Raw genomic sequence first — 24971 nt, 5'->3', positions numbered from 1 at the left:
GTAAACTAATTCAGTTATAACAAACGAAGTTGTCAACTAAAACCAGTACACATCATTTCTTGTAATGGAAACTGTCGTTTCCCAGTGAGGGAACGAGCGTTCCTTTTAATGGAAACGACCGTTCCTTTTAAAGGGAACTGGCGTTTCCTCCAAGGAAACCAACGCTTGCCCCACATGATACGGATGCTTGATTTATATGAACTGACAATTTAGCGTATTACTGATTCGAGTTTACTCCATTTGAATACCAAGCCCGTAAGGAGCTAATTCCACAGGTTTTGAAATATTTTCGTCATATCTACTATACCCTTCCGCTTTTTTTCGTACTTTTACCCCTTGTTGGAAAGTAGCGCCTTTCTGACCCCTGAGAACAGAAAAAGAAAAAACAATATATAAAATGAATCACAAATGGAATTATCAACCCATTACACCCGAACAGGCAGAGACAAGCCAGACATTGGCCCAGGAATTAGGCATTAGCCCGATACTTGGACAACTTTTGGTGCAGCGGGGAATAACGAAGGCAGGAGATGCCAAGAAGTTTTTCCGCCCGCAATTGCCCGACCTGCACGATCCGTTCCTGATGAAGGACATGGACATTGCAGTAGAACGTCTGAACAAGGCGATGGGAAAGAAAGAGCGTATTCTGATTTATGGAGATTATGATGTAGACGGTACTACTGCCGTAGCATTGGTCTACAAGTTTATTCAACAGTTCTATTCGAACATTGACTATTACATACCCGACCGCTACAACGAAGGGTATGGCATTTCTAAAAAAGGAGTTGACTATGCCTCAGAGACCGGCGTAGGATTGATCATCGTACTCGACTGCGGAATCAAAGCAGTGGAGGAAATAACGTATGCGAAAGAAAAGGGAATCGACTTTATCATCTGCGACCATCATGTGCCGGACGATATCCTCCCCCCTGCCGTCGCAATCCTGAATGCCAAACGCCTGGACAACACTTATCCATACACCCACCTTTCCGGTTGCGGAGTTGGTTTTAAGTTTATGCAGGCATTTGCTATCAACAATGGTATTGAATTTCATCATCTGATTCCATTGCTCGACCTCGTAGCGGTGAGCATTGCATCGGACATCGTCCCGATCATGGGCGAAAACCGTATTCTCGCCTATCACGGCCTGAAGCAACTGAACAGCAACCCCAGCGTCGGCATGAAAGCCATCATCGATGTATGCGGACTCTCCGAAAAGGAGATCACCGTCAGCGATATCGTGTTCAAAATCGGACCACGTATCAACGCATCGGGACGCATCCAGAACGGTAAGGAAGCGGTGGACCTCCTCACAGAGAAGGACTTTTCTGCCGCACTGGAGAAAGCGGGACAGATCAATCAGTACAACGAAACCCGGAAAGACCTCGACAAGAGCATGACAGAAGAAGCTAACAATATTGTGGCCAATCTGGAAGGGCTGTCCGAACGCCGTTCCATCGTGCTTTATAATGAGGAATGGCACAAAGGTGTCATCGGCATCGTAGCATCCCGTCTGACAGAAGTTTACTACCGCCCGGCAGTAGTACTCACACGGACGGATGATATGGCCACCGGTTCCGCACGTTCCGTCTCCGGATTTGATGTGTACAAAGCGATTGAACATTGCCGCGACCTGTTGGAGAACTTCGGCGGACATACCTATGCAGCGGGGTTATCCATGAAAGTGGAGAATGTGGAAGCCTTTACCCGACGATTTGAAGAATATGTGTCACAACATATTCTGCCGGAACAAACCAGCGCCGTCATCAATATAGATGCGGAGATCGACTTCAGAGACATCACATCGAAATTCTTCAATGACCTGAAGAAATTCAATCCTTTCGGTCCGGACAATATCAAACCGATCTTCTGTACGCATCACGTCTATGACTACGGAACCAGCAAAGTAGTGGGACGCGATCAGGAACATATCAAGCTGGAACTGGTTGACAACAAGTCGAATAACGTCATGAACGGCATCGCATTCGGACAGAGTTCTCATGTGCGCTATATCAAGACGAAGCGTTCATTCGACATCTGCTATACGATCGAGGAGAACACGCACAAGCGTGGCGAAGTCCAACTTCAAATCGAGGATATAAAGCCGATTGAATAAGTATCAGGAGATATTAAAACAATACTGGGGTTATGACTCCTTCCGCGACTTGCAGGAGGAGATCATCACCAGTATCGGCGAAGGCAAAGACACACTGGGACTGATGCCTACCGGAGGCGGTAAGTCTATTACATTTCAAGTGCCCGCTCTCGCCCAAGAGGGCATTTGTATCGTCATCACCCCGCTTATCGCCCTGATGAAAGATCAGGTGCAGAATCTGCGGAAGCGGGAAATCAAAGCTCTTGCCATCTATTCGGGCATGACGCGGCAGGAAATACTTACCGCACTCGAAAACTGCATCTTCGGCAATTACAAATTCCTTTATATTTCTCCGGAACGGCTGGATACGGAAATATTCCGCACCAAGTTGCGTTCGATGAAAGTCTCCATGATTACGGTAGACGAAAGCCACTGTATCTCACAATGGGGATACGACTTCCGCCCGGCATATCTGAAAATTGCAGAGATACGGGAACTATTGCCGGAAGTTCCGGTACTGGCACTGACAGCTACGGCCACTCCGGAAGTCGTAACAGATATTCAGGCCCGTCTGAAATTCCGGGAAGGAAATGTCTTCCGAATGAGCTTTGAACGGAAGAATCTGGCATATATCGTGCGCAAAACCGACAACAAAACGAAAGAACTCCTGTATATCCTGCAACGAATATCGGGCAGTGCCATCATCTATGTCCGCAACAGACGCCGTACCAAAGAAATCACCGAACTGCTGATGAACGAAGGCATAACCGCCGACTTCTATCATGCCGGACTGGATAACGCCGTCAAAGACCTCCGGCAGAAACGCTGGCAAAGCGGAGAAGTCCGCGTCATGGTGGCAACCAATGCCTTCGGCATGGGTATCGACAAGCCGGATGTCCGCATCGTGCTGCATCTCGACCTGCCTGACTCTCCCGAAGCCTACTTTCAGGAAGCCGGACGTGCCGGAAGAGACGGAGAGAAAGCCTATGCCGTCATCCTGTACTCCAAATCGGACAAGACAACACTCCATAAACGAGTGGTCGACACCTTCCCCGACAAAGAGTACATTCTGAATGTCTACGAACATCTCCAGTACTATTACCAAATGGCGATGGGCGACGGTTTTCAATGTATCCGTGAATTCAATCTGGAAGAGTTCTGCCGAAAGTTCAAATACTTTCCGGTGCCGGTAGACAGTGCCTTGAAAATACTGACTCAGGCAGGCTATCTGGAATACACGGACGAACAGGATAATTCATCACGGATTCTCTTTACCATCCGTCGGGACGAACTATACAAGTTGCGGGAGATGGGAAAGGAGGCGGAAGCTCTGATACAGAGTATTCTTCGCTCATACACAGGAGTTTTCACCGATTATGCCTACATCAGCGAAGAGTCTCTTGCCGTCCGCACCGGACTGACACGCCAGCAAATCTATAATATATTGGTGACGTTAACCAAACGCCGTATCGTGGACTACATTCCCCGCAAAAAGACACCTTATATTATATATACGCGCGAACGACTGGAATTACGCTTCCTGCATATTCCCGCCAGCGTCTACGAAGAGCGCAAAGCCCGCTATGAAGCACGCATCAAGGCAATGGAAGAATACGTCACCACCGAAAACATATGCCGGAGCCGGATGCTTCTCCGCTACTTCGGAGAGAAAAACGAACACAACTGCGGGCAATGCGATGTCTGCCTCAGCAAGCGTGCCACCGACAACTTATCCGAGAAATCTTACGAAGAAGTGAAAAGGCAAATACTCAACTTACTCAGCCACAGCCCTCTCACTCCTGCCGAAACAGCCGATCAGATAAAGGCGGAAAAAGAGGATATCGGACAAGTAATCCGATATTTATTGGACGAAGGCGAGCTGAAGATGCAGGACGGAATGCTACATATTTCAAAATAAGTTATTACATTTGCAGATAAACTCTAAAACAACACTATCATGCCGAACTTTTTTAAGTCTTTTTTCTCCGGTAAGTCCGAAACTCCGGAGAGTGAAAAACAGAAAAACGATCAGAAAAACTTCGAGATATTCAAATATGACGGCTTGCGTGCACAACGCATGGGACGTCCGGATTATGCCATAAAGTGCTTTACCGAGGCGCTTGCCATCGAAGAGGATTTCGAAACGATGGGCTATCTCAGCCAACTTTACATCCCGATGGGAGAAACCGAAAAAGCCCGCGAACTTCTGGAGAAAATGGCAGTAATGGAACCTCATGTGACCAGCACATTCCTCACACTGGCCAATGTCTGCTACATCCAGGAAGATTACAAAGCAATGGAAGAGGCTGCCGGCAAAGCAATCGCCATCGAAGAAGGAAATGCAGTCGCACACTTCCTGCTCGGAAAAGCCCGCAAAGGACAGGATGACGAAATCATGACCATCGCTCATCTGACGAAAGCCATCACTCTGAAAGACGACTTCATCGAAGCCCGTCTGATGCGTGCGGAAGCTCTGCTGAAAATGAAGCAATACAAGGAAACAATGGAAGACATAGACGCCGTACTCGCCCAGAATCCGGAAGAAGAGACCGCCATCCTGCTGCGTGGCAAGGTGAAAGAAGCCAACGGACAGGAAGAAGAAGCGGAAACGGACTACAAGTTCGTAACGGAAATAAACCCATTCAACGAACAAGCCTATCTCTATCTGGGACAGCTTTATATCAATCAGAAGAAACTGGCGGAAGCAATCGCCCTGTTTGACGAAGCCATCGAGTTGAACCCGAACTTCGCCGAAGCCTATAAAGAACGCGGACGCGCCAAACTACTGAACGGTGATAAAGACGGTTCCGTAGAAGACATGAAGAAGTCACTGGAGCTGAATCCAAAAGACGAAGCTAGTCTGAACGGAGAATTCAAGAACCTGGGACCGAAACCGGAAGCACTCCCGGGAATCTTCTAGGCAGACGGCGGTATATACTCATTTTTAACTGAAACATTACTGTCATATCAGGTGACCTTTTCATCTTTTTTAGAGAAGAAAACAAAAAAAGTATCGCTTTTTGTTTGCATCTAACAGAAAATTATTACTTTTGCCCCAGAATTAGAAACCAAAGCAGAAACAAAGATTCGTATGAAATCATTTTCTTATGCATATTACTTCTTTTTTTACTTTTACTTTAGCCAGAAAGTAGAGCGGGAGTTTGTATGTATCAAGTGACATGATGCTTAAGGACTGAGATGAAGAAATTAATCATATAAATCCCGCTTCCATATGGACGCGGGATTTTTTTATATAACCCTATTAGAACAATGAAAAAGATAGCAATTCAAGGAACACTCGGCTCATATCACGATATCGCCGCACACAAGTACTTCGAGGGAGAAGAAATAGAGTTAATCTGTTGTGCCAACTTCGAAGACGTGTTTACTTCGATACGGAAAGACAGCCAGGTCATCGGAATGCTAGCCATCGAAAATACGATAGCGGGAAGCCTGCTGCACAACAATGAACTGTTGAGACAAAGCGGTACGCAGATTATCGGCGAATACAAGCTGCGCATCTCACATAGCTTCGTCTGCCTGCCCGAAGAAAGCTGGGAAGACCTGACAGAAGTCAACTCCCACCCTATCGCCCTGATGCAATGCCGTGATTTTCTGAATCAGCATCCGCAACTCAAAGTAGTGGAAGGAGAAGATACGGCACGCAGCGCGGAAATCATCAAGAAAGAAAACCTGAAAGGGCATGCAGCCATTTGCTCGAAAACGGCGGCAGAACGCTACGGAATGAAAGTGCTCCAAGAAGGCATCGAAACCAACAAGCACAACTTCACCCGTTTTCTGGTAGTTGCCGATCCGTGGCAAGTGGACGAACTCCGCCAGCATCACGCAAAGGCGACCAACAAGGCAAGCATGGTATTCACATTGCCACACACAGAAGGAAGCCTGTCGCAAGTATTATCCATTCTTTCGTTCTACAACATCAATCTGACAAAGATACAATCGCTGCCGATCATCGGACGGGAATGGGAATATCAGTTTTACGTCGATGTATCTTTCAATGATTATCTGAGATATAAACAATCTATAGCAGCAATTACTCCATTAACCAAAGAACTTAAAATATTAGGCGAATATGCAGAAGGAAAGTCAAACGTATAAAATCGCTCCTGCCGAAAGACTGGCAAGTGTCAGCGAATACTACTTCTCAAAGAAGCTGAAAGAGGTAGCACAAATGAATGCAGAAGGAAAAGACGTTATCAGTCTGGGTATCGGAAGTCCCGATATGCCTCCTTCAAAGGTTACCATCGAAACATTGTGCAACAATGCTCACGATCCCAACGGACACGGTTACCAACCGTATGTGGGCATACCGGAACTCCGTAAAGGTTTCGCAGCCTGGTATCAACGCTGGTATGGAGTGGAACTGAATCCGAATACGGAAATACAGCCGCTGATCGGTTCCAAAGAAGGTATTCTTCACGTCACACTGGCTTTTGTCAATCCGGGCGAACAGGTACTGGTGCCGAATCCGGGATACCCCACCTATACTTCTCTGAGTAAAATACTCGGTGCGGAAGTAATCAGCTACGACCTGAAAGAAGAAGACGGCTGGATGCCCGATTTCGAAACATTGGAAAAGATGGACCTGAGCCGCGTGAAACTAATGTGGACCAACTATCCGAATATGCCGACAGGAGCCAACGCCACTCCGGAACTCTACGAACGTCTGGTAGACTTCGCACGCCGCAAGAATATCGTCATCGTGAATGACAACCCGTACAGCTTTATCCTGAACGAAAAGCCGATCAGTATTCTCAGCGTACCGGGAGCCAAAGAGTGCTGCATCGAATTCAACTCCATGAGCAAGAGCCACAATATGCCGGGATGGCGTATCGGAATGCTGGCTTCGAATGCCGAATTCGTACAATGGATACTGAAAGTAAAAAGCAATATCGACAGCGGTATGTTCCGTGCCATGCAACTGGCAGCCGCCACAGCTCTGGAAGCCGAAGCGGACTGGTACGAAGGTAACAACCACAACTATCGCGGCCGTCGCCATCTGGCCGGCGAAATCATGAAAACACTGGGGTGTACCTACGACGAAAACCAGGTGGGTATGTTCCTTTGGGGAAAGATTCCCGCTTCGTGCAAGGATGTAGAAGAACTGACCGAAAAAGTATTGCACCAGGCAAGGGTATTTATCACGCCGGGATTCATCTTTGGCAGCAACGGAGCAAGGTTTATCCGTATTTCCCTTTGTTGCAAGGATGCCAAACTGGCGGAAGCATTGGAAAGAATCAAGAAGCTTTCTTAAAAAGAAAAGACCGATAAAAGTTAATCAGCGGCAGACCAGGAAACGCCTGCCCGAAAGAGTAAGAACAAGAATAAAATAAAAACAATAAGAATATGGAACTCGAATCAATTTTATTACCGGGCATCGAAGCCAAAAGACCGATTGTTATCGCCGGCCCGTGTAGCGCAGAGACTGAAGAACAAGTAATGGAAACCGCCAAACAACTGGCAGCCAAAGGACAAAAGATATACCGTGCCGGTATCTGGAAACCGCGTACCAAACCGGGAGGTTTCGAAGGAATCGGTGTGGAAGGACTTGCCTGGCTGAAGGAAGTGAAGAAAGAAACAGGTATGTATGTTTCTACCGAAGTAGCGACTGCCAAACACGTTTACGAATGTCTGAAAGCAGGAATCGACATCCTTTGGGTAGGCGCACGTACCACAGCCAATCCTTTCGCCGTACAGGAAATTGCCGACGCATTGAAAGGGGTCGACATCCCCGTGCTGGTAAAAAATCCGGTAAACCCAGACCTGGAATTGTGGATCGGTGCACTGGAACGTATCCACAACGCAGGCTTGAAGCGTTTGGGAGCTATCCACCGTGGTTTCAGCAGCTATGACAAAAAGATATACCGCAACCTTCCGCAATGGCACATTCCTATCGAACTGCGTCGCCGTCTGCCTAACCTGCCGATTTTCTGTGACCCAAGTCACATCGGAGGAAAACGCGAACTGGTTGCCCCGCTCTGCCAGCAGGCAATGGACCTGAACTTCGATGGTCTGATCGTGGAAAGTCACTGCAATCCGGACTGTGCGTGGAGCGACGCTTCTCAACAGGTAACGCCCGATGTACTCGACTACATCCTCAACTTATTGGTGATCCGTACCGAAACCCAGACGACAGAAAGCCTAAGCCAACTGCGTAAGCAAATCGACGAATGCGACGATAACATCATCCAGGAACTGGCTAAGAGAATGCGCGTAGCACGTGAGATCGGTACTTACAAAAAAGAACACGGAATCACCGTTCTTCAAGCAGGACGCTACAATGAAATCCTGGAAAAGCGCGGTGCGCAAGGAGAACAATGCGGTATGAGCGCAGACTTTATGAAGCTGATCTTCGAAGCAATCCACGAAGAGTCTGTCCGCCAGCAGATAGAGATTATTAATAAATAAAAAGCCCAAAAGAACTCAAAAATCAAATGGAAACTAACAAATAAGTCGGCAGTAACACAACTGAGGCCGACTAGAAAGTCGGTAGTATCTTACCTCTCCTCCTTCTGGAAGGAGGAGAATAAAGATAGAATCGACTTGTTAGTCACCCCAATGTGAGATACTATTAACTTTTAGAGATACTATTGACTTTTGAAGAGACTATTGACTTTTGAGAAACTCCCCAATAATAATAGATATGAGAATATTAATCCTCGGAGCCGGTAAAATGGGTTCCTTCTTTACGGATATACTGAGTTTTCAGCACGAGACGGCCGTGTTTGACGTCAACCCGCACCAGTTGCGTTTCGTGTATAACACGTATCGTTTCACCACACTGGAGGAAATCAAAGAATTCGAACCCGAACTGGTCATCAATGCCGTCACCGTAAAATACACGCTGGATGCTTTCCGCAAGGTATTGCCTGTGCTGCCCAAAGACTGTATCATCAGTGACATCGCTTCCGTAAAGACAGGACTGAAGAAGTTCTACGAAGAAAGCGGATTCCGCTACGTTTCCAGTCACCCTATGTTCGGACCGACATTTGCCAGTCTCAGCAATCTGAGCAGCGAGAATGCGATTATCATCAGCGAAGGAGATCATTTGGGAAAGATTTTCTTCAAAGACCTTTACCAGACGCTGCGCCTGAACATCTTCGAATATACGTTCGACGAACATGATGAAACGGTGGCATACTCGCTCTCCATCCCATTCGTTTCGACTTTCGTATTTGCTGCCGTGATGAAGCATCAGGAAGCTCCGGGAACGACTTTCAAGAAGCACATGGCTATCGCAAAGGGGCTGCTGAGCGAAGATGACTACCTGCTGCAGGAAATCCTGTTCAACCCACGCACCCCGGGACAAGTGGCCAATATCCGTACAGAGCTGAAAAATCTTCTCGAAATCATCGAAAAGAAAGATGCGGAAGGTATGAAAGCCTACCTCACCAAGATTCGGGAAAAGATCAAGTAAATCATCCTCTCCTTCGATAAGATTTAACCATCCCCTGCAAAAAAGTTCTTTGCAGGGGATTTTTTTATATGTACCTTTGTATCCGCAAAAACGGAATCACAGGAGAAAAGAAGAATGATAGATCAAGTTACCATAGACCGAATTTTAGATGCCGCACAGATTGTAGATGTAGTGTCTGAGTTTGTCACCCTGCGCAAACGCGGAGTGAACTATGTAGGTCTGTGCCCGTTCCACAACGAAAAGACTCCGTCATTCAGCGTCTCCCCTGCCAAAGGACTTTGCAAGTGTTTCAGCTGCGGTAAGGGCGGAAACTCGGTCCACTTCATCATGGAGCACGAACAGATGTCGTATTACGAGGCACTGAAATATCTCGCCAAGAAATACAACATCGAAATCAAAGAACGGGAGCTGACCAATGAAGAGAAACAGGCGCAGACAACGCGCGAAAGTATGTTCATTGTCAACAACTTCGCCCGCGATTACTTTCAGAATATCTTAAAGAATCATGTGGACGGGCGCAGCATCGGTCTAGCTTATTTCCGTCAGCGTGGATTTCGTGATGACATCATTGAGAAATTCCAGTTGGGTTACTGTACGGAAAGCCATGATGCCATGTCACAAGAAGCATTGCGCAAAGGCTACAAGAAAGAATTCCTGGTGAAAACGGGAATCTGCTACGAAACGGATGACCACCGTCTTCGTGACCGCTTCTGGGGACGTGTGATTTTCCCCGTCCATACCCTTTCCGGAAAGGTGGTCGCCTTCGGCGGACGTGTGCTCAGCACCGCCACCAAAGGGGTAAAGGTGAAATATGTCAACTCTCCCGAGTCGGAAATTTACCACAAGAGTAACGAGCTATACGGAATCTATTTTGCCAAACAGGCGATTGTCAGGCAGGACAGATGTTTCCTTGTGGAAGGATACACGGACGTTATCTCCATGCATCAGTCGGGCATAGAAAACGTAGTCGCTTCATCGGGCACCGCATTGACGCCTGGACAGATTCGTCTGATCCACCGTTTCACCAATAACATTACCGTACTCTATGACGGTGACGTAGCCGGTATCAAAGCCTCTATCCGCGGAATCGATATGCTGCTGGAAGAAGGCATGAACATCAAAGTATGCCTGCTTCCGGACGGAGACGACCCGGACTCCTTCGCCCGCAAACATAATTCGGAAGAATTCCAGGCATTCATCCATGAGCACGAGAAAGATTTCATCCGCTTCAAGACCGACCTTCTGATGGAAGACGCGGGAAGAGATCCGATCAAACGCGCGGAACTGATTTCGAATATCGTACGAAGCATTTCCGTCATACCGGAAGCCATTATACGGGATGTCTACATCAAAGAATGCAGCCAACATCTGCGCATCGAAGAAAAACTGCTGGTAGCGGAAGTCGCCAAATTAAGAGAGGCGCAGGCTGAAAAAGCCAATCGTCCCAGCTATAATCATTCATCTTCAACAACCGGAGATACTTCCGGTACAGCTGCCGCTTCCGGCACACCGGCTTATTCCGGTGCTCCGACTTATTCTAGTCCATCGAGCCCCTACGGCAATGCAGGAATGCCACCGGAACCCGAATATGATGACGATGGCAATATCGTATCTTTCGCAGATCCGATGTCCGCTGCTACAGGAGGTGCGGCAGGATTTCCTCCCGGCAATGCACCTGCCTCCACTACGGATACCACTGTTCCCGGAGATTCTTATACCTCCTTTATTCCACAGGAAGGGAAAGAAGGTCAGGAGTTCTATAAGTTTGAGCGATTGATCCTGCAGGCAGTAGTCCGTTATGGTGAAAAAGTGATGTGCAACCTTACCGACGAAGAAGGAAATGAAATTCCGGTAACCGTTATCGAATATGTGGTGAATGATCTGAAGGAAGACGACCTGGCTTTCCATAATCCGTTGCACCGACAGATTCTGACAGAAGCCGCCACGCATATACACGATGCCGGTTTTATCGCGGAACGCTATTTCCTGGCACATCCCGACCAGACCATCAGCCGGTTGAGCGTGGACTTGATCAATGTACGTTATCAGCTAAGTAAGTATCACTCGAAATCACAGAAGATCGTGACAGATGAAGAACGGCTGTACGAACTCGTCCCGATGTTGATGATCAACTTCAAGTATGCGATTGTCACGGAAGAACTGAAACATATGCTTTATGCCCTGCAAGATCCGGCACTCGCTCATGACAATGAGAAATGTAATTCGCTGATGCAGCGTTACAATGAGATGCGGGAAGTGCAAAGTCTGATGGCGAAGCGCCTGGGCGACCGCGTTGTATTACGCTAAATTTCTCATCGGTGCCGAGACACCCCTTCATCGGTACCGGAGGCAATCCTCATTGACGGGGAACTACATCGTCCACATTTTGTAAAGCGTATTACACCCTGCCGTGCTGAATCAGATTCATAAACTCTTCGCGAGTCTTGGCTTGATTGAAAGCTCCTGTAAAGTCTGAAGTAGTAGTAATAGAATTTTGTTTTTCTACACCGCGCATCTGCATACACATATGCTTTGCCTCCACTACCACCATCACTCCCAATGGGTTCAGTGTCTCCTGGATACAATCTTTGATTTGCAGCGTCATGCGTTCCTGCACTTGCAGGCGATGGGAAAAGATATCGACTACCCGGGCAATCTTGCTCAATCCCGTGATATAGCCGTTAGGGATATATGCCACATGTGCTTTTCCGTAGAACGGCAACATATGGTGTTCGCAGAGAGAGAAGAAATCAATGTCTTTCACTATCACCATCTGACTGTATTCTTCCTGAAACTTAGCCGAACGCAACACTTCATGAGGGTCCATGTGATAACCTTTTGTCAGACTCAGCATAGCCTTCGCAACACGTTCGGGGGTCTTCAGCAAACCTTCCCTTCCGGCATCTTCACCCAACAAAGTAATAATACTGTGATAATGACTTTTCAACTCCTCCAGATTCGGAGAGACAATTTCTTCTTTTTCTAACATGATACAATTATAAAGGAATATTGATCTGGTCTTTGACGATAGAGACCTCTTTGAATACACCGGTTGCCTTGAGTTTACGCATCATCGCGTCCGCCTCTTCAATGCTCCGGAAATCACCCACACGACAAAGCCAGCGGGGAGGATTGAACGAAGTGTAAATCGTCAGTTCGGGGAAATACTCTTTGATGCGGGAAGCTACACGATAAGCATCATTCTTTGCCTCACGGGTATTATTACCGGCATACGCCTGTATTCTGAATCCGGCTGCTTTCAACACTTTCTGTTCGCCCATAGAAGGACGTTCCACGCCTATCAATGCCTCTATCTTAGGGTCTTGATGAATCGTCACCTTTCCCTGTCCCGGCACTGTACGTTCCAGACTCTTGATGATGTTCTGCGCCTGTGCACCAACAGCGGTAAAAGCCAGCATCCATAAAAGTAAACCTAGTTTTCTCATTCGATAAAAGTTTAATTTCAGGAAGTGGCTAAAAAGTCGATACTATCTGCAATTCCCCTCCTTCCTGAAGGAGGAGAGTTTAGAGTTACTATCTACTTTTTAGTCAGTTCCCGAAAGATATTCTAATTATGCATTGAACGCATCGATAATACCCTTGAAGTCAGAAACTTTCAGAGCAGCACCACCAATCAGTCCACCGTCTACGTCGGGGTTAGAGAACAGTTCTTTAGCGTTAGAAGGCTTGCAGCTACCACCGTAAAGGATAGAAGTGTTGTCAGCGATTTCCTTGCCATACTTGTCAGCTACGATTGAACGGATGAAAGCGTGGATTTCCTGAGCTTGCTCGGGAGAAGCTGTTTTACCTGTACCGATAGCCCAAACCGGTTCGTAAGCAAGGATGATCTTAGAGAAGTCTTCAGCAGACAGAGAGAATACAGATTCCATCTGAGCAGCTACTACTTCGTTCTGCTTGTTAGCTTCGCGTTCTTCCAGCACTTCACCGATACAGAAGATCGGAGTCAGACCGTTAGCCAGAGCCAATTTTACTTTTTCTTCGAGGATAGCAACAGTTTCACCGTAGTAAGCACGACGTTCTGAGTGACCCAGGATTACATATTTTGCACCTGTAGAAGCTACCATTTCAGCAGAAACTTCACCTGTATATGCACCGGATGCCTTGTCTGCACAGTTTTCAGCACCTACACCGATCTTAGCAGCGTCTACCAACGGAGTTACAGATGCCAGGTGAATAAACGGAGTACAGATGATTACATCACAGTTAGGCTTTTCGTTAGCCAATGCTTCGTTCAGTTCTTTTGCCAAAGCGATACCCTCTTGAAGGGTTTTGTTCATTTTCCAGTTTCCTGCAACAATGTTCTTTCTCATTTTGTTCTTTATTTAAAGGGTTAATAAATTTATTATTCTTTTACTTCCTGTTGCTGCTTCCGCTTTTCGTTCTTCCGTTCGCGTCGGCGGACAATCAGAATGTCCACTCCCAACACCAGCAACAGCGGAATGACAAACCACAAGAAAACATATCCAATCGTATGTACGTCACTCCGGACCTTCTGCTGACCGAGTTCCAGATTCTCCAGTTTGTCAGTCAGTACATATTCATCCGGAATGTCTTCATCACTCCATTTGTTCAGAATCGTACCGTTTTTTATCAGCATCAGTCCCGGATTAGAGCGAATCATCGTCTTCAGCGTAATGTCATCCATCTGGCAGAAAGGATATTCCGCACCGGTCTTGTCCTTCCACAATTCTATCTGCTCTTCCGGTGAGGAAGTGAGGCAGTAGAATCTGTAACCATGCTCTACCGAGTAGTCATATATCTCATTAATCAAATCAATGTTACTGTCGTCCGCCTCTTCGATACGATGTGCCACCAGCAGGAAGGTATATCCCATATCCGTCAGCACGTCTTCCGTGATATCATCACCCGTGCTCATATCCATCATGGAGAAGTCGTGGATCGAAGGCTCGTATCCTTTTTCTTTCAGAATGGTATGCGTATCGACAAAGGTCCATGTGCTGTCCGGATAATTGTCTAGTGTAAACTCTTTCTTTTCCCCGTTCTTTTCCAGGATAAAGACACTCTCATATACACTCGGTTTCGCCCCTTCGGGAATACTCATGCCTTTCATGATATTCTGTCCGATCTTGTAAGGACGGAAGTCCAGCACAGGCAGACGGTCCAGACAGTAAAACGACAGTGTAAATACAAAGAATATCGTGTACAGAGAAATCAGCCATTCCATCTTTCGGGTAACGAATCTGATCAGCATTTTCCTCCACTGGAATGTAGCAATCGCGGCAAGCAGCAGTACGATGTTCTTTGCAAATGTCTCCCAGTTAGTCAACACCCAGGCATCGCCGAAACAGCCGCAGTCCGACACCGGATCGAAAATCGCCAGATACAGCGTCAGCGGTGTCATGAAAATCATCAGCACCAACGCCAATGTGGTAGAGATTGTTTTCTTGATACCGAAGAACAGGAAGATACCGATTGAAAATTCGATGGCGGATAATATAATGCCTCCCAACAACGGGAAGAAAGAAGGAAACCATGAAATCACCCCGAAGGCGGTCAGATAGTCCTGTATCTTATACTGGAAGCCCAGCGGGTCGACAGCCTTCACAAAACCGGAAAAGATGAACGATGCCGCTAAAAGGAAACGGCAGACATTCGCTCCTGTCTTCTGGATGATATGTAAGTTCTTATCCTTCAAATTCTATCTTGATCAATCCGAATACTGAATAATTAATCATATCCATATAGTTAGCATCGATACCTTCCGACACCAACGTGTTCCCTGCCAGACTTTCAATCTGCTTGGTACGGTATATCTTCATCAGAATCAAGTCTGTGTAGGAACTCACACGCATACTGCGCCAAGCCTCATCATAGTCATGATTTTTGGCAAGCATCAGCTCCAGCGCTTCCTTTGCATGCTTGTCATATAAAGCCAAAGCCTCCTCATTGCTGATGTCGGCAGATTCGGCATAGCCCAGTTCCAGCTGGATCAGACCGATAATGCCATAATTGACTATCGCAATAAATTCCGAACGGATTCCTTCGTCAACCAGAGTCACCCCTTTGGTTTCGATACTACGAATCCTGTTAGCTTTGATAAAAATCTGGTCAGTAACCGAAGCCGGACGCAGGATACGCCATGCAGGCCCGTAATCGTGCAGCTTCTTGGAGAATAAGTCACGGCACAAGGCGATGACATGTTCAAATTGTTGCTTGGTATCTTTCATCTTCTTCCAAATAGTGCGCAAAGGTAACAATAATTAAGTAAAAACAGAAAGAGGGCACTCTAAATTATATTAAAGTGCCCTCTTCCAAAGCTATTATTGTATTACATCTTTACGAACAACGTAAAACTTGTCCGATACGCAAGGTGGTCGTCGGCTTGATACGGTTCAGCTTACAAAGCGTGCTGACCGATACTCCACGCACTTTAGCGATACGTGACAATGTATCTCCGCTCTTCACTTTATGATAACGGATCGTTCCGTCGGCTACCTGAGTGTCGTGAGAACCGGCACTACGCACACCTTTCGTCTTGCGGAAAGTATAAGTATCGGCTACGATATCCTGTTTCGGGAAGTCGAACATATAAATCGGGTTGATGGCAATTCCCAGAAAGCGGGTTTCAAAGTGGAGATGAGAACCGGTAGAACGTCCGGTGTTACCACCCAGACCGATCACTTCACCGGCTTTTACCAATTGATTTTCTTCAACGAGTTGTTTGGACAAGTGTCCGTATATGGTTTCCAATCCATTGTCATGACGAATCACTACATATTTACCATATCCTCTGCGTTCATACTTCACGATACGTACTTTACCGTCAAAGGCAGCTACAATCGTGTCACCGATGTTCACCTTCAGGTCCAGACCATTGTGCATTCTTCTCCAGCGGGGACCGAAAGGCGAAGTAATCTTCGTACTCGGAGTCGGCATACAGAAGCCTGTGAGGTCGATGGTATAAGTGTCGGGGATGATAGCATTGCCGTAAGCATGTGCATACTGGTTATTCCAGTTTGGATAAAGACTTAAGGCGGGATATTCCGACTGTTCGGCACGGATCTGTTTCTGAAGTGCCAAAGAGTCTACGGTTTTTAATTTCTTGTCTATCGGAGCTTGGCGGGCAATCAGGTCTTGAGAGAAAGAGCTCAGGCTGACCATAGCTGCTACAGCTACCAATCCTGTTTTAATAATGCAATTGAAATTCATTCGTTCTTGTCAATTCAATTAATATTCGTCGTTCGCATACAGGTAGTCAAAAGTCGCCTGTTTGTAGTCGAATATCTCTTCAGGTTTAAAAAATCTCGTTAATTCGATAGCCGCAGTTTCCGGAGAATCGGAAGTATGAACGATGTTTTCTTGAAAACTCATACTATAATCCCCACGAATGGTTCCCGGCGCAGCCAGACGTCCATTAGTTGGTCCCGCCAACGTACGGACTGCTTGAATAGCATCCACACCTTCGTAACAACAAACAATGACAGGAGTTGCCATCATCGAATCTTTCACGCGCTGAAAGAAAGGCTTGCTGCTCAGGTGGGCATAATGCTCGCTTAATAATTCATCCGTCAGTTGCATCATTTTCATGCCGGCCAACCGTAGTCCTTTACGTTCAAAGAGATGAGTGATCTCACCAACCAATCCCCGTTGAAGGGTACACGGCTTCAAAATAACCAGCGTTTTTTCGATCATGATGTGTGACTTTCAAAAGATTAAACTATACATTTACTATAAAAAATTCCCCCAAAGATAGTATTTTCCGATGAAAGGGCAAGTAAGTCATTAACTATTTTTCAGAAGTACGGAGATGAAAAGAACAGAAAAAGCAGCGTTAAAGCCCTATAAATAGGAGGAATAGAAACGAAACATGTTTTGCAACACATTCCCGCAAATAAACTGCATGTTTAACCGTTTTTCAACTTATAGCCGCCCAGTTAACATTCGTTTTCCGGAGAGATTTCAGTTGCCGCCACAGAATCTCATTCTCCGGACTTTGAGCCGACGGGTCGTTATCTACGATATCTTCGGCTATCGAACGGACGTACTGTAACAACTGACCGTCACGGGCAAGGTTCGCAATCTTCAGATCGAAGGCAATGCCGCTTTGCTGCGTCCCCTCCAAATCACCGGGACCGCGCAGTTTCAAGTCCGCTTCCGCTATTTCAAAGCCGTCATTGGTGCGCACCATTATTTCCAGCCGTTTCCGCGTGTCTTCGGTCAGTTTGTAGTTCGTCACAAGGATACAATAAGACTGTTCGGCGCCACGTCCCACCCGACCGCGCAACTGATGAAGCTGCGAAAGTCCGAAGCGTTCGGCATTCTCAATGATCATCACAGAAGCATTGGGGACATTCACCCCGACTTCGATCACGGTAGTGGCAACCATAATCTGAGCTTGTCCGGAAATAAAGAGCTGCATCTGCTCATCTTTCTCCGCAGACTTCATCTTGCCGTGAACTTTGGCAACGGTACAGCCGGGAAACTCTTCCAGGATATGCTGGTAACCTTCTTCCAGATTCTTGAGGTCGATCTTCTCGCTTTCCTTTATTAAAGGATAGACGATGTACACCTGCCGTCCTTCTTCTATCTGCTTGCGTACGGCGCGGTACATACTTTCCCGACGGTTGTCAAACTGATGAATGGTGGTTATCGGTTTCCGTCCCGGCGGCAGCTCGTCAATGACAGAAACATCCAGATCGCCATACAACGTCATCGCCAGTGTACGCGGAATAGGTGTGGCGGTCATCACCAGCACGTGAGGCGGCTGTATATTTTTCGTCCAGAGGCGGGCACGCTGTGCCACTCCGAAGCGGTGTTGTTCGTCAATAACGACCAGTCCCAAAGAAGAGAAGTTCACCGTATCTTCAATGACCGCGTGCGTACCTATCAGGATTTTCACATCTCCCGTCAGCAGTCCGGTCAGGATCGCTTCCCTCTTCTTTCCTTTGATAGATCCGGTCAGCAGTTCGACACGGATATCCATACCGAAAAGCAGTTCCTTGATTGTCTCGTAATGCTGGTTCGCCAAAATTTCGGTGGGAGCCATCATGCACGCTTGAAAACCGTTGTCCAGTGCAAGCAGCATGCTCATCAATGCTACCAAGGTTTTACCACTACCCACGTCTCCTTGAAGCAGACGGTTCATCTGCCGGCCGCTTCCCACATCATTCCTTATTTCTTTCAGTACCCGTTTCTGTGCACCCGTCAACTGAAAAGGAAGGTTCTGCGAATAGAAAGTATTGAAAACATCCCCTACCCGTTCAAAGATATATCCACGATATCGTCTTTGGCGGTCTTTCGCATAGCGGAGGATATTCAGCTGCACGTAGAACAGTTCTTCGAATTTAAGACGATACTGAGCCCTGCGCAGCGAATCGGGATTCGTCGGGAAATGGATATTCCGGAGTGCCTCCGTCAGAGGCATCAGATGATGGTCCGACAGGATTTTGGGAGAAAGCGTTTCCGGCAGGGGTTCCTGTATCTGCTGGATCACCGTAGCCATCATCTTCTCAATCGCATGCGAATTGAGAAAACTCCGTTTCATTTTCTCCGTCGTATTATAATAAGGTTGCAGTCCGACGGAAGAAAGTTTCAGATCATCCGGCTTATCGATGTCGGGATGTGCCACATTGATACGCCCGTTAAACACGGTAGGCTTACCGAAGATGATGTATTCTTCGTGAAGTTTATACTTACCTAATATATATTTGATGCCTTGAAACCACACCAGGTCGACGATTCCCGTTCCATCGGAGAAATGGGCCGTCAGCCGCCGTTGCCGCCCTTCGCCTATCGTCTCGAAGCCGAGAATCTCTCCTTTCAGCTGGATATACGGCATATTGCCATCTATTTCGTGAATGTAATAGATGCGGCTCCGGTCAACATATTTATAAGGAAAATAATAAATCAGATCGTACAACGAGTAGATTTCCAACTCCTTGTTCAATACTGCGGCCTTCTGAGGCCCTACACCGGAGATAAATTTGATGTCGCGTGTGGTTAAATCGAACATTTACAAGAGAGCACTCCCGATCTTCAGGTCAAAGGGAGTTGTTATTTTTATGTTTTCACGATTACCTTCTGCCAGATATACGGGTACGCCCATTGCTTCGACCACCGAAGCATCGTCCGTAAAGAACGGAGTAAACTCCTGTCCATAAGCCTGTTTCAGCAGCTCCACCTCAAAGACCTGAGGAGTCTGCACTAACTTATATTCAGTACGGCTCACCGTTTCGCTTCCGGCATCCGTCAGATGGCGCAGCGTTTCGACTACATCCACCACCGGAATCACAGCTTTATGTTGTTCCGCCAGCTTGTAACACCGGCGAATCACTTCAAGGGTTACAAACGGACGAACTCCGTCGTGCACTCCTACCAGACCGGGAGCCTCCACAAGCGCCAGCCCGTTCTTCACCGAATGAAAACGGGTCTCGCCGCCATCTGCCACAAGATGTTCCACCGAAAAATGATGTTCTTCGCAAAGCTGTTTCCAAAAGTCCTGCTGTTCACGGGGAAGTACCAGAATAATCTGAAGCATCGCATCGTACTTGCGGAATGCTTCCAGCGTACGCATCAGCACAGGTTTGCCACCGACAGGAAGAAATTGTTTGGGAAGATCGCTTCCCATTCGCAAGCCCTTTCCACCGGCGACAATAATCACAGATTGTTTCATAGACAGCTTAGCGTTTTACACACATCGCTTCTACCAGTTCGTCTACTTTTTCTTTGCCGACCAACAGATCTACGATGGTCAGAGCAAACTCCATAGCAGCGCCCGGCCCCATACCTGTGATGATATTTCCGTCCCGAACTACGGGTTCACTGACACATTCCGCACCTTCCAGATATTGTTCAAAGCTGGGGTAGCAAGTTGCTTTCCGACCTTTCAGCAAACCTAATTTGCCCAATACCATCGGAGCCGCACAGATCGCTGCGATCGGTTTTCCTTTGGCTGCAAAGTCAAGAAGCAGTTTTCGCAGCCCTTCATGTTTATCGAGCGTAGCCGCTCCCGGCATTCCTCCGGGCAACAACAGCAGATCGGCATCAAAAAAATCGCAGTTTTCAAAGTTTATATCACAGAGCAATGACACATCGTGAGCGCCCATTACAATTTCATCCGGAGTGACAGATACAATTTGCACATTCAGTCCGGCACGTCTCAAAGTGTCGACAGCAGTAAAGGCTTCTATTTCTTCAAAGCCATCTGCAAAAAAAGCATATACAGTTCCCATAATCCTATATTTTTGATTAGTGATACTATCTCAGGTTAAAATAATAAGTGATGGTTCCAGTCTGGTTGTTCGGTCCTTCCACGGTGTTGAAGCGAGCCTTCTTCGCCGCGTCTTCCGCTGCCTTCCGCAGGGTGGAGTTCACGGTGTTCGTTTGAGGATTGATACTGGTTCCAATGACTACTCCCGCCGGATTCACGGTGATATTGACTACCACACGTCCTTCTTCGGGCACATTATAGGCAGGCTTTGGCAGACTGCCCGTACCTAAAGAACGTCCGCCAAGGTCAAATGTTCCGTAACCTCCGGTTCCGGTCTTCGCTCCGGTGGATGAATTGCCGTCCTTGCTGCCTTCTGTTCCCGTGCCGCTGGCGGAAGTACCTTTGCTGCCTCCCATCTGCGCTCCCTTTCCGAAAGCGTTGGCAACCTTTTTCTTCGCAGCTTCTTCGGCGGCTTTCCGTTCACGTTCCGCTTTTTCTTCGGCAAGACGTTTCGCTTCGGCAGCTTTCTCCGCCTCTGTCTTTTCGGGTTTCTTCACCGGTTCTTTGGGCTTCACTACCTCTTTGGGTTTCACGGTCTCCTTTTTAGGTTCCGTTTTCGGTTTCAGCACTACCGTTTCTTCTTCGGTCTGTGTCAGCAGATCCTGTTCCGAGGGCAGTTCCGGCTGCGTTTCCGCAGGTGCAGGTGCTTCCGGTTCTTCGGGCAGTATATCCACGTCCACCAGCGAAGGGTCGTCAAAGCCTCGGGCAGACTCCACATTTCCCAGCATCACAGGTACGCCGCCTGCGTCTTCATCCGGCTGGGGAACCGTAAAGCTCACCAGAATCAAAAGAGCTATCACTGCCACGTGTACCAACAGTGCACCCAGCGCGCCGACGAATTCACCCTTTTTTCTTCTGTCGTCCATAATTGTTTCTTTTTTTAGTAGTTAAGTAGCAACTACTTACTTTATTTGTTTTCCGGCGGGCGTGTAGCCAGCACCATTTTAAAATGATTCTCATTCGCAATGTTCAGCACCCGCACGATTTCACGGTAAGGCACCGACTCATCTGCATACAATGCCACATACATCTCCGGTTCTTTCTCCGCGCAACCTTGCAGGAACGGAGTCAGTTCGTCCAACGACAGCGGCTTTTCCTTCTCATTGCCGAAAGCAGCGTAGAAGTTCAGGTCTTTATCGATCACGACTCTTGTCAGCGGTTTGGCCGAAGTCTGCTGTTTGCCTTGCGGCAACAACACCTTTATGGCATTGGGCGACACCACCGTAGAGGTAATCATAAAGAATATCAGCAGCAGGAAGATGACGTCCGTCATGGATGCCATACTGAAATTGGGCGATACTCTATTTCTTCTTTTTAATCCCACTTTATTATTGATTAGTGGTTAATGATAGTGATTAACGTCTCAGGGTTACTTTTGGGCAGGCTCGTTCAAGAGGTCCATAAATTCCATCGTACGAGCTTCCATTTTGTTTACTACACGGTCTACCAGCATCACCAGGTAGTTGTAAGCAAACATGGCAATGATACCCACGATCAGACCGCCTACGGTGGTGATCATGGCTTCGTAGATACCGCCGGAAAGCAAGGTTATATCGATGTTTCCGCTTCCCGCATTCGCCATTTCGTAGAATGCGCGTACCATACCGGTCACCGTACCGAGGAATCCGAGCATCGGAGCACCACCGGAGATTGTTGCCATGACGGTCAGGCCTTTTTCCAGTTTGGCAACTTCCAGATTACCGACATTCTCGATGGCTACCTGCACATCGTTGATGGGACGTCCCAGACGGCTGATTCCTTTTTCAATCATGCGTGCCGAAGGAGTGTTCATCGTGCGGCAATACTGGATAGCCGCTTTGATTTCACCGCTATGGATATAATCCTTGATCCGTTCCATGAACATCGGGTCTTCTTTTCCCGCTTTACGGATCATATAGTTACGTTCAAATAAGATGTAGAAACAGACTACAGACAGTACACCCAGTACAATCATAATCCAACCACCCTTGATAGCCATATCAAGCATATTCATCTCGGGAGCGCTGACCGGAGTCAGCACCGGGTTGGCAGTTGCCAGCGAGTCGGCCATATTCATGGCACCCTGGGCCAATAACATCAATACATTCATTAGCGTAGACAGTTTTTATATTCCTGAATAGTACGTTCCAGTCCCAGATACAATGCGTCGCTGATCAAGGCATGACCTATGGATACTTCGTCCACCCAAGGAATGTTTTTATAGAAATAGTTTAAATTCACAAGACTCAAGTCGTGTCCGGCGTTCAAGCCGATGCCCAGCTTGCGGGCTGTTTTGGCTGCTTCCACAAATGGGGCAACAGCCGCTTCCGGATTCTTCGGATATGCCGTAGCATAGGGTTCCGTATAAAGTTCCACACGGTCGGCACCTGCTTTTGCCGCATATTCCACCATCTCCGGGTCGGCGGCAACAAAGACGGAAGTACGGATGCCCGCGCTGTTGAACTGATCGAGAACTTCCGACAGAAATTCCAGATTTGCTTTTGTATCCCAACCGGAGTTGGAAGTAATCTGCGAAGGATCGTCAGGAACCAGCGTCACCTGATGAGGTTTCACTTTCAATACCAGGTCTATAAACTCCGGCGACGGGTAGCCCTCGATATTGAATTCGGTCCGCAACAACGGACGCAGATCATATACATCTGCCCGGCGGATGTGGCGTTCGTCGGGACGGGGATGAACCGTAATACCGTCAGCCCCGAAAGCTTCACAATCAAGTGCTACCTTCACCACATTGGGGATATCCCCTCCGCGTGCATTTCTCAATGTAGCAACCTTGTTTATGTTTACACTTAATTTAGTCATAGTTTTACGCAATATTTGCCGCAAAAATACAAATATTATTATTAGTTGCCTAATAATACGAAACGCATTCTCAGTTCTTTTTTGGTTATTTAAAGTAGAAATCCAAGAAAAAATGCCAATTTTGCAACCGAAACTAATGAAACAGCTTATGAAATTTGCCATTTTCGGAAATACGTATCAGCCTAAAAAGTCTTTGCATGCACTCAGACTGTTCGAGCTTCTCAAGAAGCAGGGAGCGGAAATCTGTATGTGCCGGGAGTTTTACCAGTTCCTGACGGCAGATTTAAAAATGGAAGTGCCTGTCGACGCCCTGCTCGAAGGCAACGACTTCACAGCCGATATGGTTATCAGCATCGGAGGTGACGGCACATTTCTGAAAGCTGCCCGCCGGGTGGGTAGAAAACAAATCCCCATTCTCGGCATCAACACAGGGCGACTGGGATTTCTTGCCGATGTTTCACCCGAAGAGATGGAGGTGACTTTCGAAGAGATTCAGGCAGGCAGATACAGTGTGGAGGAACGAAGTGTATTACAACTTATCTGCAATGACAGAAATCTTCAGGAATCGCCCTATGCCCTCAACGAAATTGCGGTGCTCAAGCGGGACAGTTCTTCCATGATCAGCATCCGCACTGCGATCAACGGTGCTTATCTGAATACTTATCAGGCAGACGGACTGGTGATTGCCACTCCTACCGGTTCTACTGCGTATTCATTAAGCGTAGGCGGCCCGATCATCGTTCCTCATTCCAATACGATCGCCATTACCCCGGTAGCTCCGCACAGCCTCAACGTCCGTCCTATCGTCATTCGTGACGACTGGGAAATCACGCTGGACGTGGAAAGCCGCAGCCATAACTTCCTCGTTGCCATCGACGGCAGCAGCGAAACGTGCAAGGAGACGACTCAGCTGACCATTCGCCGGGCAGACTACAGTATAAAAGTAGTGAAACGGTTCAATCATATTTTCTTCGATACCCTCCGCAGCAAGATGATGTGGGGAGCGGACGGAAGGCGTTGATCTTCCGACCGGACCTTCGTGACTATCTGATTCCGGACCTTCGGGCATAAAAAAGTACATCCTTCCTCACCAGGACAGAATGTACTTAAACAAAAACAAACAATTATATAAAACGGGCATCCAAGAGACTCCGTTTATATAAGCAATAAGCATGTTGTGGGCAACATACACATGCTATAAAGGGTTTATCCCCGTTCGGGTACTTCACAGTAACCTTTTTAGAAAAACATCTCACCCCATATTTTATAATTATTCATATTCTGTCCGACACATAATGAACACTCTAGTATAATAAGTTTCCATACGCTGTGTCTTACCCTGGATTTGGTTGACTACTATAAGTATCAACTAAAATGAATAAAAG

At 47.2% G+C, this 24971-nt stretch carries 23 protein-coding genes; 9 read left to right on the top strand and 14 right to left on the bottom strand.

The features are described 5' to 3' along the window. The first annotated feature begins 397 nt into the window (after window positions 1-397). The 8 genes from recJ (at window position 398) to dnaG (ending at window position 11840) form a co-directional block, all read left to right on the top strand. Entirely contained in the window at window positions 398-2116 is a 1719-nt protein-coding gene (gene recJ, locus KTR07_RS25375; RefSeq protein ID WP_008760859.1) for a single-stranded-DNA-specific exonuclease RecJ, read from the top strand. Beyond that, window positions 2109-4013, top strand: a complete 1905-nt coding sequence (locus tag KTR07_RS25370; RefSeq protein ID WP_113748839.1) for an ATP-dependent DNA helicase RecQ — start codon at window positions 2109-2111, stop codon at window positions 4011-4013. Before recJ ends, KTR07_RS25370 begins: the two co-directional genes overlap by 8 nt. 39 nt (window positions 4014-4052) lie before the next feature. Beyond that, window positions 4053-5015: a lipopolysaccharide assembly protein LapB gene (locus KTR07_RS25365; protein ID WP_008764184.1), complete on the top strand. Its 963-nt coding sequence runs from the start codon at window positions 4053-4055 to the stop codon at window positions 5013-5015. A gap of 350 nt (window positions 5016-5365) precedes the next feature. Further along, a complete protein-coding gene (locus KTR07_RS25360) occupies window positions 5366-6214 on the top strand; it encodes a prephenate dehydratase (RefSeq protein WP_008760856.1) in 849 nt (282 codons plus the stop codon). Then, window positions 6189-7370 carry a pyridoxal phosphate-dependent aminotransferase gene (locus KTR07_RS25355; protein WP_048697019.1) on the top strand — a complete coding sequence of 394 codons (1182 nt, stop codon included), beginning with the start codon at window positions 6189-6191 and terminating at the stop codon, window positions 7368-7370. Before KTR07_RS25360 ends, KTR07_RS25355 begins: the two co-directional genes overlap by 26 nt. A gap of 92 nt (window positions 7371-7462) precedes the next feature. Next, window positions 7463-8524: a bifunctional 3-deoxy-7-phosphoheptulonate synthase/chorismate mutase type II gene (locus KTR07_RS25350; RefSeq protein ID WP_008760854.1), complete on the top strand. Its 1062-nt coding sequence runs from the start codon at window positions 7463-7465 to the stop codon at window positions 8522-8524. A 235-nt stretch (window positions 8525-8759) separates the two neighbouring features. Then, window positions 8760-9533 (top strand): prephenate dehydrogenase/arogenate dehydrogenase family protein, encoded by a 774-nt coding sequence (locus tag KTR07_RS25345; protein ID WP_008760853.1) that lies wholly within the window; start codon window positions 8760-8762, stop codon window positions 9531-9533. A gap of 114 nt (window positions 9534-9647) precedes the next feature. Next, window positions 9648-11840 (top strand): DNA primase, encoded by a 2193-nt coding sequence (gene dnaG / locus KTR07_RS25340; RefSeq protein WP_008764182.1) that lies wholly within the window; start codon window positions 9648-9650, stop codon window positions 11838-11840. Window positions 11841-11931: 91 nt separating this feature from the next. Here dnaG and folE read toward each other — a convergent pair whose 3' ends face one another. The 14 genes from folE to KTR07_RS25270 all read right to left on the bottom strand — a co-directional run bounded on the left by folE (window position 11932) and on the right by KTR07_RS25270 (window position 23586). Continuing rightward, the gene (gene folE / locus KTR07_RS25335; protein WP_008760851.1) at window positions 11932-12522 is read right to left on the bottom strand and encodes a GTP cyclohydrolase I FolE; all 591 of its coding nucleotides are present in this window, start codon (window positions 12520-12522) and stop codon (window positions 11932-11934) included. Window positions 12523-12529: 7 nt separating this feature from the next. Next, complete coding sequence (locus tag KTR07_RS25330) at window positions 12530-12979, bottom strand: SPOR domain-containing protein (RefSeq protein ID WP_008760850.1); 450 nt, start codon at window positions 12977-12979, stop codon at window positions 12530-12532. Between the two features lie 126 nt (window positions 12980-13105). After that, on the bottom strand, window positions 13106-13864 hold the full coding sequence (gene tpiA, locus KTR07_RS25325) for a triose-phosphate isomerase (protein WP_008760849.1): 759 nt from the start codon (window positions 13862-13864) through the stop codon (window positions 13106-13108). A 32-nt stretch (window positions 13865-13896) separates the two neighbouring features. Next, window positions 13897-15210: a BT_3928 family protein gene (locus KTR07_RS25320; RefSeq protein ID WP_008764181.1), complete on the bottom strand. Its 1314-nt coding sequence runs from the start codon at window positions 15208-15210 to the stop codon at window positions 13897-13899. Continuing rightward, window positions 15200-15742: a DUF1599 domain-containing protein gene (locus KTR07_RS25315; RefSeq protein WP_008760847.1), complete on the bottom strand. Its 543-nt coding sequence runs from the start codon at window positions 15740-15742 to the stop codon at window positions 15200-15202. The genes KTR07_RS25320 and KTR07_RS25315 overlap by 11 nt, the downstream gene beginning before the upstream one ends. Window positions 15743-15851: 109 nt before the next feature. Further along, window positions 15852-16724 carry a peptidoglycan DD-metalloendopeptidase family protein gene (locus KTR07_RS25310; protein ID WP_008760846.1) on the bottom strand — a complete coding sequence of 291 codons (873 nt, stop codon included), beginning with the start codon at window positions 16722-16724 and terminating at the stop codon, window positions 15852-15854. 18 nt (window positions 16725-16742) lie between these two features. After that, the gene (gene ndk / locus KTR07_RS25305; RefSeq protein WP_008760845.1) at window positions 16743-17207 is read right to left on the bottom strand and encodes a nucleoside-diphosphate kinase; all 465 of its coding nucleotides are present in this window, start codon (window positions 17205-17207) and stop codon (window positions 16743-16745) included. A 223-nt stretch (window positions 17208-17430) separates the two neighbouring features. Further along, window positions 17431-19527, bottom strand: coding sequence for an ATP-dependent DNA helicase RecG (gene recG, locus KTR07_RS25300; RefSeq protein WP_008760844.1), 2097 nt, complete (start codon window positions 19525-19527; stop codon window positions 17431-17433). After that, a complete protein-coding gene (locus tag KTR07_RS25295) occupies window positions 19528-20187 on the bottom strand; it encodes a 2-C-methyl-D-erythritol 4-phosphate cytidylyltransferase (RefSeq protein WP_054959611.1) in 660 nt (219 codons plus the stop codon). Window positions 20188-20194: 7 nt separating this feature from the next. Continuing rightward, window positions 20195-20746, bottom strand: a complete 552-nt coding sequence (locus KTR07_RS25290; protein ID WP_016269433.1) for a DJ-1 family glyoxalase III — start codon at window positions 20744-20746, stop codon at window positions 20195-20197. A gap of 25 nt (window positions 20747-20771) precedes the next feature. Next, entirely contained in the window at window positions 20772-21650 is an 879-nt protein-coding gene (locus KTR07_RS25285; RefSeq protein WP_008760841.1) for a TonB family protein, read from the bottom strand. A 41-nt stretch (window positions 21651-21691) separates the two neighbouring features. Continuing rightward, window positions 21692-22108 (bottom strand): biopolymer transporter ExbD, encoded by a 417-nt coding sequence (locus tag KTR07_RS25280; protein WP_008760840.1) that lies wholly within the window; start codon window positions 22106-22108, stop codon window positions 21692-21694. Between the two features lie 45 nt (window positions 22109-22153). After that, on the bottom strand, window positions 22154-22873 hold the full coding sequence (locus tag KTR07_RS25275; RefSeq protein WP_008760839.1) for a MotA/TolQ/ExbB proton channel family protein: 720 nt from the start codon (window positions 22871-22873) through the stop codon (window positions 22154-22156). After that, entirely contained in the window at window positions 22873-23586 is a 714-nt protein-coding gene (locus KTR07_RS25270; protein WP_048697017.1) for a pyridoxine 5'-phosphate synthase, read from the bottom strand. Before KTR07_RS25270 ends, KTR07_RS25275 begins: the two co-directional genes overlap by 1 nt. A 112-nt stretch (window positions 23587-23698) precedes the next feature. Here KTR07_RS25270 and KTR07_RS25265 point away from each other — a divergent pair, with 112 nt between their 5' ends. After that, a complete protein-coding gene (locus KTR07_RS25265; protein ID WP_008760837.1) occupies window positions 23699-24607 on the top strand; it encodes an NAD kinase in 909 nt (302 codons plus the stop codon). Window positions 24608-24971 lie beyond the last annotated feature (364 nt).

Source organism: Bacteroides sp. MSK.20.82, assembly GCF_019052485.1.
GTDB lineage: Bacteria > Bacteroidota > Bacteroidia > Bacteroidales > Bacteroidaceae > Bacteroides > Bacteroides thetaiotaomicron.
This window is presented reverse-complemented; position numbering and strand designations above follow the sequence as displayed.